The 13,735-nt window shown below is 53.5% G+C and carries 10 protein-coding genes and 1 tRNA gene; 8 read left to right on the top strand and 3 right to left on the bottom strand.

What is annotated here, in order from left to right:
- Window positions 1-59: 59 nt before the first annotated feature.
- The 8 genes from Poly51_RS08285 (at window position 60) to Poly51_RS08250 (ending at window position 10,709) form a co-directional block, all read left to right on the top strand.
- Window positions 60-1,208, top strand: coding sequence for an AAA family ATPase (locus Poly51_RS08285; RefSeq protein ID WP_146456198.1), 1,149 nt, complete (start codon window positions 60-62; stop codon window positions 1,206-1,208).
- Window positions 1,209-3,548: a S8 family peptidase gene (locus Poly51_RS08280; RefSeq protein WP_146456196.1), complete on the top strand. Its 2,340-nt coding sequence runs from the start codon at window positions 1,209-1,211 to the stop codon at window positions 3,546-3,548.
- Window positions 3,545-4,354 carry a sigma factor-like helix-turn-helix DNA-binding protein gene (locus Poly51_RS08275; RefSeq protein ID WP_146456193.1) on the top strand — a complete coding sequence of 270 codons (810 nt, stop codon included), beginning with the start codon at window positions 3,545-3,547 and terminating at the stop codon, window positions 4,352-4,354. The genes Poly51_RS08280 and Poly51_RS08275 overlap by 4 nt, the downstream gene beginning before the upstream one ends.
- Window positions 4,351-4,944, top strand: coding sequence for a hypothetical protein (locus Poly51_RS08270; protein ID WP_146456191.1), 594 nt, complete (start codon window positions 4,351-4,353; stop codon window positions 4,942-4,944). The genes Poly51_RS08275 and Poly51_RS08270 overlap by 4 nt, the downstream gene beginning before the upstream one ends.
- Window positions 4,928-8,347, top strand: coding sequence for an ATP-dependent helicase (locus Poly51_RS08265; RefSeq protein ID WP_146456189.1), 3,420 nt, complete (start codon window positions 4,928-4,930; stop codon window positions 8,345-8,347). The genes Poly51_RS08270 and Poly51_RS08265 overlap by 17 nt, the downstream gene beginning before the upstream one ends.
- An 82-nt stretch (window positions 8,348-8,429) precedes the next feature.
- Window positions 8,430-9,131 carry a multiubiquitin domain-containing protein gene (locus Poly51_RS08260; RefSeq protein WP_146456187.1) on the top strand — a complete coding sequence of 234 codons (702 nt, stop codon included), beginning with the start codon at window positions 8,430-8,432 and terminating at the stop codon, window positions 9,129-9,131.
- Window positions 9,106-10,278 carry a ThiF family adenylyltransferase gene (locus tag Poly51_RS08255; protein WP_146456185.1) on the top strand — a complete coding sequence of 391 codons (1,173 nt, stop codon included), beginning with the start codon at window positions 9,106-9,108 and terminating at the stop codon, window positions 10,276-10,278. The genes Poly51_RS08260 and Poly51_RS08255 overlap by 26 nt, the downstream gene beginning before the upstream one ends.
- A complete protein-coding gene (locus Poly51_RS08250; RefSeq protein ID WP_146456183.1) occupies window positions 10,278-10,709 on the top strand; it encodes a DUF6527 family protein in 432 nt (143 codons plus the stop codon). Before Poly51_RS08255 ends, Poly51_RS08250 begins: the two co-directional genes overlap by 1 nt.
- A gap of 112 nt (window positions 10,710-10,821) precedes the next feature.
- On the opposite strand, the gene Poly51_RS08245 is transcribed toward Poly51_RS08250, so the two are convergent.
- The 3 genes from Poly51_RS08245 to hemL form a co-directional block, all read right to left on the bottom strand.
- Window positions 10,822-12,060, bottom strand: coding sequence for a tyrosine-type recombinase/integrase (locus Poly51_RS08245; protein ID WP_146456181.1), 1,239 nt, complete (start codon window positions 12,058-12,060; stop codon window positions 10,822-10,824).
- Between the two features lie 176 nt (window positions 12,061-12,236).
- Window positions 12,237-12,319, bottom strand: a tRNA-Leu gene (locus Poly51_RS08240).
- Window positions 12,320-12,402: 83 nt separating this feature from the next.
- A complete protein-coding gene (hemL, locus tag Poly51_RS08235) occupies window positions 12,403-13,698 on the bottom strand; it encodes a glutamate-1-semialdehyde 2,1-aminomutase (protein WP_146456179.1) in 1,296 nt (431 codons plus the stop codon).
- Window positions 13,699-13,735 lie beyond the last annotated feature (37 nt).

The raw sequence follows: 13,735 nt of genomic DNA, 5'->3' as shown, positions 1-13,735 counted from the left end.
TGGCGAACAGGAGCAATCTTGCAGTTGACTAGCGTCCCGCAAAATGAGACAATCGTCCCATGGAAAGCACTGCAAACTACATGGGAGAGCTTGTTCGTATTGTGAATGGGGCACTTCGTCTCGATCTGGACAAGGTTCGTAACTACACCGCTTTTCTGGCTGATAAGCTAGAGAAGTCAGGGGATGCGTCCTCGGCAGCGCGTCTAAGGCGAATGCTGGAGGAGACGGAGAGTCAGTTGAGGCCAGTTGGGACGAGCTTTGCAGTCCAGACGCCAGTCGACTCTGAAAGCCGCTTTCCACTTGTCGAAAAAGTGAAGTTTGACGCTGAGTCAGAGCCTCCCATCGTTCTTGAGCCCGAGCAATGGTCGATCGTTAATGAGTACCTGAGTATCGCCAAAAGTTCCGCTCAGGCAGAGGCGGAGGGAATCGTTGGATCGCTGAGTCTTCTTCTTTGCGGTCCACCCGGAACGGGAAAGAGTCGGCTAGTTCGCTATATCGCCGGGGAGCTTGGTCTCGAACTCTATATCGCAAGACTGGACGGTTTGATCTCGTCCTACGTTGGAAGTACTTCCAAAAACATCCGTGCGATCTTTGAGTTTGCAGCGAGCACCCCATGCATTCTGTTTCTTGACGAATTCGATGCAATCGCAAAGGTCCGAGGGGATGCGCAGGAACTGGGTGAATTGAAGCGTGTTGTCAACAGCTTTATCCAGAACTTAGACATGATCGGGTCTCAGTCGCTTGTTATCGCTGCGACGAATCATGACGAGTTGCTTGATGCAGCAGTTTGGCGTCGGTTTGCCTATCGGCTGATGCTGCAATATCCCAGCGCTGATGCAAGGCGTGAATTGTGGAGTTCCTTTGCGAAGTCACTCAAATTTTCAAAGCGCGACCTCGAACTGTTGGTTGACCTCTCCGGTGGTTTTTCTGGCTCTGACATTGCGGAGGTATGTCGCCGACTTCAGCGACGACGTATTACATTTGAGCAAAGTCCAACACTCAAGGATGCCTTTGAAGTTCTCCGGAATTTGAGCATGGGAGAGGGGGAGATGCGGAGGTTCCTTGCCGAGCTGAATGGTAAAGACGTGTTGGCAGTCGTGTCAGCACTTCGAGAACGCGACGAGAGTTTGTATAGCCACGCGGCAATTGCAGCGTTACACGGAGTGACAAAGTCAACGGCTCATCGTTGGGCGAAAGGCGAGGGGTAAATGGCAAAAGGAAAAACGGATGGTCGTCAAGAACGACTGCTGATCAAAGTCATCATGCCCAAGCAGGGTGCTGAACGGAAGGTCTCCGGCGGTGGAGGCAAGGGGAAGCCATTTCGTGATGTCGACTCCAAATATCGTTCGCGGCTTTCGGGGCAGGTATCTGCAATCAGAAAAGCGGTGGCTCCCCAAATTAAGACAGCGGGAGCGGCTCCAGTTCGTGTCAAACTACTCGGCAAAGCGACAGCGAAAAGCCATCGTCCTAAGCAGCTCTTTTCCGACAATACTTGTCCGATAGTTGGAGGTGGCGGTGTCGGAGAGCTGTTCATCAAGGCGACACACGACGGACTGGAAAGCCTTGTTGACGTGATTGAAACAGGTGATTCAGATCAGATCATCAAGGAGCTTTCGTGTGTGGAAGCAATTGAGCCGATCACGCCGCGTTTTCGACGCAACGGTCTAAACGCCCGCGATCTGCTCCGGCGAAGTCCACGTGGTACCGACGGTTTTGTCACTCGCGTCAAGCTATTCGACTTCGGTGATGACGAGGACCAAGAGAAACTGCTGGCTGATTTTCGTCGACGCTGTCACGTGAATGGAATGGAAATTCAAGAGTCACGAGGATACTCATCAAGGAGCTACACTTTTCCGGTTCAGTGCGAAACTGTTGAGGAACTTGAGAAGCTGTCTCGCATCATTGGTGTCCGCTCGATCAACCCGATGCCGTTGATTCGGACGATTCGTCCAAAGATGATTGACACAAAACCGCTTCCAAAGATGCCGACTCCCGATGACGTCGAAGGTGAGTTCCCAGTAGTTGTCGTCGTAGATAGTGGAGTATCCGACGAAATCGACGGCCTCGAACGTTGGGTCGTCGGTCGTGAGTCTGCCGTCGCCGACGAATACGAGAATACTGAACACGGTACGTTTGTCGCCGGACTGATTTGTTGGGGTGACGTACTCAACCCGACGATTGACGGATTGGACCGAAGCCCATGCGGTGTGTTTGATCTCCAGGTCATCCCCAACAGTGATCCTGATAAGGGTGAGACGGACCACCTGCTTGAGGGCGAATTCCTGTTTTCGCTTGAAGAAGCTCTCCAGCAACATGCGAATTCGTTCAAAGTTTGGAATCTGTCGCTAGGCACTGATGAAGTTTGCTCGCTCGACAGGTTTTCCATTCTGGCTGAAGAACTGGACAATCTTCAGGAAAAGTATCAGGTTTCATTTGTGGTTGCGGCTGGCAACTTCACAACGCCACCGTTGCTCGACTTTCCACGAATTGACGCTCAGCTCGAACAAGGTCGCATCACGGCACCAGCCGACAGCATTCTTTCGGTGACCGTTGGTGCCGTTTCACATGTTGGCTACAAGAAGGATGGCCCGAAGCAGCATCATCCCACGCCTTTCTCGCGACACGGTGCTGGGCCGAACCACATCATCAAGCCCGACCTGGTCCACTACGGCGGAACGTGCTCAACCGATTTCAGCCATCAATCAGGAATCCGATCGGTCAGCAAAGATGGTTCGGCTGAAAATCTCGGGACAAGTTTCGCAACACCGCTTGTTTCGAGAACGCTTGCCCAGATTTACCACCATGTCACTCCAACGCCATCGCCGGTTCTTGCTCGCGGACTGTTGACGCACCATGCCCGTGATCCGCGGACTCGATTGCGAGTTCCCGACGGCGATGAAAACTTTTTCGGGTTCGGGTTGCCCGCAACCGTTCCGTATTGTCTTGAGTGTTCACCGCACACCTCAACGCTTGTCTTTGATGATGTTCTACGGCCCGGTTATTTCTTGGAGTGGGACAATTTCCCATATCCGCCCTCGCTTTGTCGTGACGGTCGCTACTTTGGCGAGATTTGGATGACGGTCGCATTCGCACCCACGCGAGGTTCACGCTGGGGCACCGAGTACTGCGAAACTCACATTGAAGCAAATTTTGGCGTCTATTTTCGTGAGCGTTCGCGAGAGACTGGCGAACTGAAACCGAAACCAAAGTTTCGTGGCCTAGTTCCACCGGAGCACAAGAACAAAGGGCAACTGTACGAGTCGTACCAGGTGGAAAAGCTTCGCAAGTGGGCACCTGTTCGCACTTACCATGGGAACATGGGCGAGAACGGGGAACGCGGAGATCGTTGGCGTCTTAAGCTGCAATTGCTTTCACGCCACGGTGTTGAGCGAACCGAAAAGCCGCAACCGTTCTCGTTAATTGTGACGATCGCTGATCCTGAAAACAAAGTGATGGTCTACGACGAAATGGCTCGATTGATTCGCAACCGATTTCAATCGCAGAACTTGACGGTGAGGGCCGGTGCGCGAGTGAGGGCAAAGCAATGACAAAGCCAGTCGTGAAGATTCAGACACCAAGCGTTCCTCCTCTTCAAATGAAGAAACCGGATGGGTCGCTCTATCAGCGACCAGAAGAAGTGGAAGCGTCGCTCGTTGAGCTGTACGGCGTTACGCGAGACGATGTCGCACAGCGTTCAACTCTCACTGACAAAAACGATTCGTGTTTCATTCGATCAGAGTGTGTCTTGCACTTCGTACGTCAGAATCGTTGCGGGCATTCGCCAGAAGCGTTCGGGTTGCTTTTCCAATCGCTTCGACAACGATTGTTACGTGGCCTATGGGTTCCAATGGAGCGGTTGCCGGGAGAGACGGAAGAGGAGAAAGTCAGTTTCCACAAAGACGTCCGGGACTTTGCGCTAGATCACTTTCTTTCGATGATGTGCTCAGATAAGGCTGGTTACGATACACGTCTCGATCACTTTGAATGCAGATTCAATCAGTGTCTCCGGGCAGATCGAGTTGATGCGACGCGAAAGGTACTGCGTCGCCCTAAGCTGCAGTCGATGCCAGATGCAGAGGCGGATTCGGTAGTTTCTGAGTTCGGGCCTGAATTTGTTTCGATTTTTCAGAACAAAACTCCAAATTCTGAAGGAATTGCTTACCGGAATGAGATAGTTGCCGCGATTAACGCTATGCAGAAGGACGAAAAGCAAGTCCTTCAGCTTGTAGCCATGGGATACTCAAATGTCGAGATCGCACGGCTGGTCAATTGTTCTGACAAAACGGTGTACAACCGGCGAAAACGGGCGGAGGCAAAGATTGCTGAGTTTGTCGATTTAGGGGATAGAAAATGAGCCAAGAACATAGTCGTGAGAACGTGCTGTATGCATTCGCAGTCGAACCACAGCACGACCAAGCAACGCTGGAGCGCTACGTTGCCCTCAACCCTGAATTGAAAGCGGAACTTATTGAACTGGCTTGGGAACTGCAAGTTTCTGAGAACGACCTGGAATCAGCCCCGGAAGTTATTGATGATCCGGGTTTAGATGCAGCATGGGAACAATTCCGGTCAGCTGGGTCCTCGTACTCAAGAGACGTCAATCCTTTCCGTGAGGCAAGAGGACAGAAGTTCGTTGAACTTTGCGAATCGTTGTCGCTGCCACGTGCATTCGTGGTCGCCATTCGAGATCGCAGAGTACTGGTGAACACTATCCCGAAGAAGTTCGTTGCAACCGCGGCAAGCGCGCTTGGCGTGACATCTGATGTACTCTTTAAGTTCCTGTCAGAGTCACCGCAAATCCTGAACTCATTGGAATTCAAGGCTGATCGAAAGCCACAAGTTCTTAAGCAAATTTCATTTGAAGAGTTGATCGAGAAAACCGAGTTCTCGGAAGCAGAACGGAAGTCCGCATTGGGGTATCTCGATAGTGACCGATCGACTTGAACTTGCGAGGCAGCGCGCTGCGGCTCTTCACTTCGACGCGGTCGCGGCTGGTCGTAATCCCCATACACCTTATGAATTTGCTCGCGGCGAAGCAGAGCGACGTGGAATCGAAGTTAGCCGCGTTCCGGTCGGCGATGTCCGATTATGCGGTGGCCGCGCTGTGTTTGACCCAGATGCTTGGCTAATCTTGCACGAAGATAGCGGCTGCAAGTTCACTGATGCATTTCTTGTTTCGCACGAAATCGGACATGTTGAACTCGGTGGCGAAGCAGACTTTTTTGCCGTGAGCGACGTTGATCCCATTCGTTCATCAGGCTCTACAGGTGTGGGAACCGATTGGGTCGTCGACTACAGCAGTCGCGAGCGGCGAGAAGTTCAAATGGACCTTTTCGCTCGTGAGTTCTTGTTGCCTCGTAGCTGGATGCGTGTGCTTCACCTTGAGCAAGAACAATCAGCAACCGAAATTTCCGCGCTGGTGGGTGCTCCAAAGCCCGTAGTTTTCCAGCAATTGCTTGACGCCGTTCTGTTGCCAGTGATGGAAGTTGGAGCGTCGCAGTCCCACGGGAGCACCCTCGCATACAACGACAGCCAGTCTGAAGCGATGCGGTACTCAGGTGACACCGCGTTCATGCTCAAAGCTGGACCGGGGACGGGAAAGACACGAACGCTTATTGGACGGGTGGAGCATTTAGTCGAGTCAGGAGTTGCACCCGAACGTATTCTTGTTTTGACCTTTTCCAACAAGGCCGCTGGCGAGCTATCAGAACGGCTGGCTGCAATGAATCCGGATGCTGCAGCAAAGGTCTGGGTGGGAACTTTTCACTCATTTGGACTCGATATCGTTAGGCGATTCCACGACAAACTGAATCTCCCATGTGATCCGTCCTTGGTTGACCGTGCGGATGCGATATCAATGCTTGAGCATGCCTACGCAGGCTTGGACCTCAAGCATCTGAAGAACCTGCAGTATCCATCCCTCGAAATATCAAGGGCTCTGGACGCGATTTCTCGCGCTCACGACGAAGTTGTCGGAGTTGAGCGGTATTGCGAACTGGCAGATCATATGTTGAGCGACGCATTAGAGGAGGATGACGTCATCCGTGCGGAGCAATGCGTGGATGTCGCAACGATTTTTGCAGCGTACGAAACGCAAAAGTCCGCTAAGGGACGGGTCGACTTTGGAGATTTGGTGTCGATGCCGGTGCGACTCTGCGAGCAAGACTCAGAGGTTCGTGAGTATTTGTCCACACTCTACGAGCACGTTCTTGTCGATGAATTTCAGGATGTAAATCGCGCGAGCGTCCGTCTACTTAAGGCGTTATCTCCGAACGGAAAAAATCTCTGGGTCGTCGGTGATGCTCGCCAGTCGATCTATCGTTTTCGCGGCGCGTCACTGTTCAACATACAGCGATTCTGTAACGACGATTTTCCAGGTGGTGTAACTGGCGAACTCGACTTGAGCTATCGCAGTGTTCCCGAGGTGAACCAAGTGGTTCATCATTTTGCAAGTACGACGATGGGCGCAACGGGTGAACCGGTCGCGACCAATCGAGGCTCGTTGGGTCATTGTCCAGAGGTCCACGTCGTTGAAGAGAAGACGGGCGAGGTGCTGGCGATCGCTGACGCCATCACGTCAATGCTCAAGAGCGGACACAGATACCGTGATCAGGCAGTGCTGTGTACCGGCAACGATCGCTTAGCAGAGATCGCTAGAGACTTGGAGCGGTTAGGGATTCCAGTCCTCTTCCTGGGAAACCTTTTTGAGAGAAGCGAAATTCGCGACTTGCTTTCGCTTGTCTCGCTTTTGGTCGACGGCAGGACGATGGGGTTGCTACGCACAGCAACCATGTGCGAATTCACAATGCAGATTTCTGATGTATCTGCTGTCATCGACCAACTGCGAGCGCAAAAAGCGAAACCGATGGATTGGTCCAAGGGCACTTTTGTTGTGGAGTCACTAACGCCTGGAGGCAAAGAGTCACTGGACAATCTTGGCATTGCCCTTGGTGGGTTTCACACCGGTTCAAACCCTTGGACAGTTTTGGCAACTTTGCTTTTTGATCGCACACGAATGGCGGCAAATCTGGCATCGGTTGGCGACGTGCCATCTCGTGCCAAGAGTGTTGCAATTTGGCAATTCATGAATTTCGCGAGACACGCTCCAGGCGGACGTGGAACGCCGACCTTTCGACTGCTTGAACGCATTCGGCAGTTGGTGCTTAATTCTGATGATCGCGAGTTGCGACAGCTACCAAAGGCTGCAGACGGCATTGATGCCGTTAGGCTGATGACGATGCACGGAAGCAAGGGGCTGGAATCAGGTGTTGTCCATATTCCTGGCTTGACGTCCGCCGGAATACCGAGGTCAGCAGGATCACAGCTTAGTGGAGTCGTTACGCCGCCCGACGGAATGATCGAAGGAACAACTGACTCTGGTTACGAAGCGGTCAAAAGCGGCTTAGAGGCTGAACAAGCCAGTCTGTTTTTCGTCGCATTGTCCCGCGCCGAGGATAGGTTGTTTCTTTATCGAAACGAAAAGCGGTCGGACGACAAGAAGCAATCCGCATCGAAATTTCTTACTTGCTTGAATGGCGTTGTTTTGGAGCGACATATTGCGCCAGCATCTGCTTTCAACGATACGGTAAGCGAAACGGCCACCAGAATCACGGTGGAAGAACCGTTCTGCATCACCGACCATCACGTGCGTCTTTATCATAAGTGTCCCCGCCGATTTCTCTACGCACACGTGCTTGAGAGCGGGGGTCGGCGAATGGAGACGCCATACATGAAGCTGCATGACGCGGTACAGGACGTGGTAAACCACGCGGCGTTAAATCCCGGAGTGCAACTGTCGAGGAAAGAAGCAGAGAAGTTGCTGCTTCAGGCGATGTCAGAAAGAGGATTCTCTGACGACGAAGCTGCGTTAGAGTTCAGGAAGATCGCATCGGATTTGGTTAGGTACTTGGTCGCTTGTTCATCCGAAATCGAGTTTCTGCCTTCAGAACCAGGGCAAGTCGAAATCACCGGAGGAAAGGTGGTCGTCACGCCGGACCAAGTTTTTCGTGACGAAAATGGAAACGCCGTTGTTCGCCGCATCCGCACCGGGCATCTTTCAAGCGAGGAAGCTGAATCCTTAGAGTCGACCGCACTTCAGATTTCTGCCGAGATACATTCTGATCGCGACAGCGCTGAAATTGTGAACCTAGCCGACGGGAAAAGGACGCCACTGAAAATGTCGAAAACAAAGCTGGACAACCGTCATGTAAAACTGAATGCGATCGGGGCGAGCATTGTTTCCGGACGTTTTTCGATCAAGGAAAGTAAGACTTGTCCGCTGTGCCCTGCGTACTTCATTTGCGGCAACTTGCCGGTCGGCGAAATGTCAAAAAAAATCTCTGACTGATTACCGGTTATTCCGATCTCACGCGATTAACTCTCCAGACCGAGGCAATTCCGCACTCGGCAAAACTTTGGAGATTTTTTCGATGAGTAAAGAAGATCAGAAAAGCAGGGGCTTTCGTGTTTTGGTCGCCAACGACCAATTGAAGTTCAAACCATATCAAGTTGATGATCCCGTTCCGTTGGGTCGCCAAATCCTTGAGATCGCTGGCTACGATTCGGACGGCGACGCCAGTCTCGCTGCCATTCTGGAAAATGGCGACTTCGAGGACATTCGCTTAGATGAGAAGGTTGATCTGCGAAAACGAGGCGCTGAGCGATTCATTGCATTCCGAACCGACCGCAGTTATCGCTTCGAGGTTGAGAACGACCAGCAACACTGGGGCAAGCCGCTGATTAGCGGCAAAGTCCTGCGGCGACTTGCAAAAGCTGGTGATGATGAGGTGATCTACCTTGAGGTCCGAGGCGGTCAAGATCGACTAGTCGATTCGACCGACCTGGTGAATCTTGAAGAGCCAGGCGTGGAACGCTTCTTCAAAGCACCTAAGCCTGATCCAAGTGTTCAGATCATCGTGAACACACGAGAGAAAACCGTGCCGTCCGAAGACGTGACGTTCGATCAAGTCGTTCAGCTGGCGTTTCCCGGAAGTCACGGAGATACCGAAGAATTCACTGTCACTTACGACGGTGCGTTGTCATGTCCAACCGACGGCAATCTAGGTGCCGGCGGAACCGTTAAAGTCAAACAAGGAACTATTTTCAGTGTCAAACGAACTATTCGATCGTAGTGCTGACTTGAAACGCCTGCGTGAGGAGGGTTACTGCGTCGAGAAAGTCGGCGGGTTCCTTCTCATGCGGGACGTTCCTTACGTCGGCAAGGACCAAAAGGTCCGCTATGGAACTCTGGTCTCCGAACTGAGTGAATCAGGCAACCAGACGCATAAACCTACCAATCACCAAGTGCATTTCGTAGGTGATTCTCCCTGTGATGCATCCGGGAAACCGCTGAACATCAACGACAGGGCAGCGAGCATCAAGCTGGCAAACGGGATGGTGGCAACGCATTCGTTCTCAAGTAAACCAAGCGGTGGTTACACCGACTACTATGAGAAGATGACAACCTACGCGAACTTGCTGGTTGGACCTGCGTCGGTCATTAACCCAGGTGTGTCGGCGAAGTCGTTACGAGTGCCTTCCGCAGATGATGACACCGTATTCAAATACACGGAAACGGCATCGGATCGGGTTGGTATCGGCGAACTGACGAGGAAACTAGAGAACGACGTCATCGCGATTGTAGGACTTGGCGGCACCGGTTCCTACGTGCTTGACGGTGTTGCCAAAACGCCGGTGCGAGAAATCCGGCTTTTCGATAACGATGTATTCCTGCAGCACAACGCGTTTCGTGCTCCGGGGGCAGCATCTATCGAGCAACTTCGTGAGGTCATGCCCAAAGTTGAGTACTTCACCAAGATGTATTCAGCAATGCGCAATGGAATCATCCCCAACGCCGTAGCTCTCGACAGTTCTAACGTCGGTTTGCTTGACGGGGTGACGTTTGCCTTCCTATGCATGGATGCTGGCGAGGCTAAGCGGGCGGTTGTCGAGAAACTCGAAGCGATGGACGCATCATTCATTGATGTTGGGATGGGAGTCGAGCTGATTGATGGATTGCTCAGCGGGATATTGCGAGTCACCACTAGTGTTCCTGGCGAACGCGATCACGTTCGCAAGGGAGGCGTATCGTTCAAAGGTGATGACGCCGAAGACTTGTACGCATCAAACATTCAGGTCGCTGACCTGAATGCGTTGAATGCGATGCTCGCGGTGGGGAAGTGGAAAAAGATTAGGAGCTTCTATTGTGATCTCAAAAAAGAGGTCTATTCCAGTTACACCATCGATACCAACAAGATCGCCAACGGGTTTGAAACGTGATGAAGTATGAAACGCTGAAACACGAATTTGTAACGCACTTTCCTGACCAACCTGAATCAGGAGTGCTTTACATTTCGATTGAGTACAAAAGCGTGTCGCATCTTTGCTGCTGCGGTTGTGGCGAAGAAGTCGTCACTCCACTGAGTCCGGCGGACTGGCAGATCACCTACGACGGACGAAGCATTTCGCTAAGTCCGTCGATCGGTAGCTGGACGCTTCGATGCCGCTCGCACTATGTGATTACGCGGGGAAGAGTGCGCGAGGCGGGGCAATGGACCGACGAGCAAATCGTTGCTGGTCGAAGAAGAGATCGGCTTGCCACAGAGCGTCAGCACGGTACTCAGACCCAACTTGGCGAGACGATGCCCAAAGCAGTGCAAAAGCCCAGGTCTTGGTTCGCGAAACTGGTTGATTGGCTATTTGGTCGCTAGCTTTCCCCGAGATAATGTTCGTACAGAACGAAAGCCCTGGTGATCCAGGTCTTTCGCGGAGTTGCCTGCGTGACTCGGAGCAACATGGTTCGACCAGTGGTCTTAGATTGGCTTAGCCGAAAACGCTCTTGATAACTTCTTGCTCCTTAGTCGGGAATAGATGCCGATAGCGTTTCCGCATGGCTTCGGTAGTATGACCAACCCAAGCGTCGATGATTCGTTGATCGACGCCCTGCGACGCACAGTTGCTGCAAAACGAGTGTCGAAGACAGTGCCACCCGCGAATGACTTCCCACTTTGAGCCGGCCAGCGTCCGTTGGAAGTGGTCATTCGCTTCGTTGCGAGTAATTGGCAACAGGCTCTCGCGACTCTTTTTGCTGCGGGCGATATCAGGAATGCAAAACGTGTGCAGGCCACCTGGATGAACCGTTCGCCACTGCTTGATCGCCTTGGTCAGGCGATCCGACATGGGGACACGCCTAGTTGACCGTTGCCCACGAACTCGCTTTTTCTCGCGAACGACCATGTGTGTTGTGTTGAAGTCGACAAGCCGTGACCGCATCAACTCGCTCCGTCGAGCGCCCGTGTGAGCCGCCGCGACGAACATCGGATAGATGAACGGATGGTTTGCGGTAAGCTCGACAAAGTCAAGCAGCTCCTCAACCTGCTCGCGCGTCAAAAAGAGGCAGTCCCATAAATCTAGGGCAGCGGCCTCGTCCAAATTGCCACGCTCGATTTGCTCTGCAATCTCTTGCATCGTTTGAAAGTGCGGTTTTTCATCCGTCTTCGGAAAGCGAACTCCCTTCAGTGGGTAAGGAGTCGCGACGATGCTCTCCGCCAACGCCCCATTCCAGACGCTACGGAGTGTGACGAGTTCCTTTCTGATTGTCGCCGGGCTCAGCTTTCGACCGCGAATCCCTGGCGCCTTGGCTCGCTTCTGAACGTAGGTCTGTAACGTCTCACGAGTGAGTGAATCTATGGGGAATCGAGCACCAATGTGTCGCTCCAGATGGGTCTGGTGCGTCTTCATGCCGTCAACTGTAGTGTCCTCTAATGCATCGTCCGGTATTCCGTCAAAGTACCGCTGGAACAGTCCCGAAAGCTGAACCCGTTCGGTGGCCGATCGCTTGGATTCCAGCTTTCCATCGGAGAGAAGAAATATCGGAGCGTCTGCGTTGTCAGGCAGCTCCAAACGCCCACTTTCAACCAGCCGAATATTCTCTTCCAGCCGGTGAAGCCTTGTTTGTGCTTCCGTCTCGTCTTTTGTTTTCAGGGAACGTTTGTACTTGCGACCGGCAAATCGAAAGCTGATGTGGAAGTTGCCGGAGGGATCATTTTGGAGCCATGCCATTTTCTCGGTCTCTCTCAATCGAAGTGAGAGTGAGCCTAGCTCTGGGCGACGTGCACAGGCCAGCGACGCAAGCCCAACACAAACGCAGGGGTGCCACTGATCTGCCACTGATGGTTCTGAGAGCGCATGAAAAAAGGACTCAGAGCCAATGCCCTAAGTCCTTTTCTCACAAAGAGTACCGAAGGAGGGACTCGAACCCTCACTCCCTTGCGGGAACTGGATTTTGAATCCAGCGCGTCTGCCATTCCGCCACTCCGGCATTTCATCTCGGCCGTTTGAATGCCGAGAGGTAAGAGTATCTTAACCCTTGACCGATTTTGCAAGCCGGGCTCGCAGAACTCTTTAGGCGAGCGATCGCAGCACTTTGCCCGCTGCGGCGATCGTTTGGTCGATCATCGCTTCGGTATGCGTTCGGCTGAAAAACATCGCCTCGAATTGGCTGCAGGGTAAATAGACCCCTTCGCCGATCAGGCCCCAGAAATAACGCCCGAACGCCTCGCGGTCGCAGCGGTCGGCGTCGGCCCAGCATTGGACGGGATCGGGGCTGAAAAACAATGTGACCATGCTGCCGACGTGGCTGACCGTGTGGGGGATTCCAGCGTCGGTGGCGGCTTTGCCCAGGCCGGCGGCCAAACGGTCGCCGAGTGATTCCAGATACGCGTACGGTGGGTCCTCTTTCAGAATCTTCAGCGTGGTGCTGCCTGCGGCGACGGCGACCGGATTTCCGGCTAGTGTGCCCGCTTGGTACACCTTACCGGCCGGTAACACGTTATTCATGATGTCCGCGCGACCTCCGTAGGCCCCCAGCGGCATACCGCCGCCGACGATCTTTCCCAGCGTGGTCATGTCGGGCGTGATGCCGAAGCGTTCTTGGGCACCGCCCATCGCTAGTCGGAAACCGGTCATCACTTCGTCGAAGATCAAGATCGCTCCACTGGCCGTCGTTTGCTCGCGAAGGCTTTTCAAGAACTCCATCGTTGCCGGAACGCATCCCATATTGCCGACGACCGGTTCCAGGATCACTGCCGCGATCTCGCTGCCGTATTTTGCGAAGGCATCGACGATTCCTTGCACGTCGTTGTAGGAAAGGACGATCGTGTCGCCGCCGGCGCCCGGTGTCACGCCGGGCGAATCGGGTACGCCCAGGGTTGCCGCGGCGCTGCCGGCGGCTACCAACAGCGAATCGACGTGACCGTGATAGTTGCCCGAAAACTTGATGATCTTGTTGCGTCCGGTGGCACCGCGGGCGACGCGAATGGCGCTCATCGTTGCTTCGGTGCCGCTGTTGACCAGGCGAACTTTTTCGATGCTGGGGACCGCTTCGATGATCTGCTCGGCCAATCGCGATTCGGCCTCGGTCGGTGCCCCGTAACTGGTCCCACGGCTGGCGGCTTGCACGATCGCATCGATCACTTCGGGCAGTGCGTGGCCCAAGATCATCGGGCCCCAGGAACCGATGTAATCGAGATAGCGACGGCCATCGATATCGAACAGATACGGTCCTTCGGCTCGTTCGATGAACAACGGAGTACCGCCGACGGCCCCGAAGGCTCGGGCGGGACTGTTCACGCCGCCGGGCATCAATTGGCGTGCGCGTTCAAAGGCGGCGGCGCTTCGGGGGCCGATGTCGTAGTGCATGATTGAAATCGATTCGTGAAAGGTTGCGAAGTTGAGC

The organism is Rubripirellula tenax (genome assembly GCF_007860125.1).
Taxonomy (GTDB): domain Bacteria; phylum Planctomycetota; class Planctomycetia; order Pirellulales; family Pirellulaceae; genus Rubripirellula; species Rubripirellula tenax.
The sequence above is the reverse complement of the archived record's forward strand: the minus strand, read 5'-3'. Positions and strand labels throughout refer to the sequence as shown.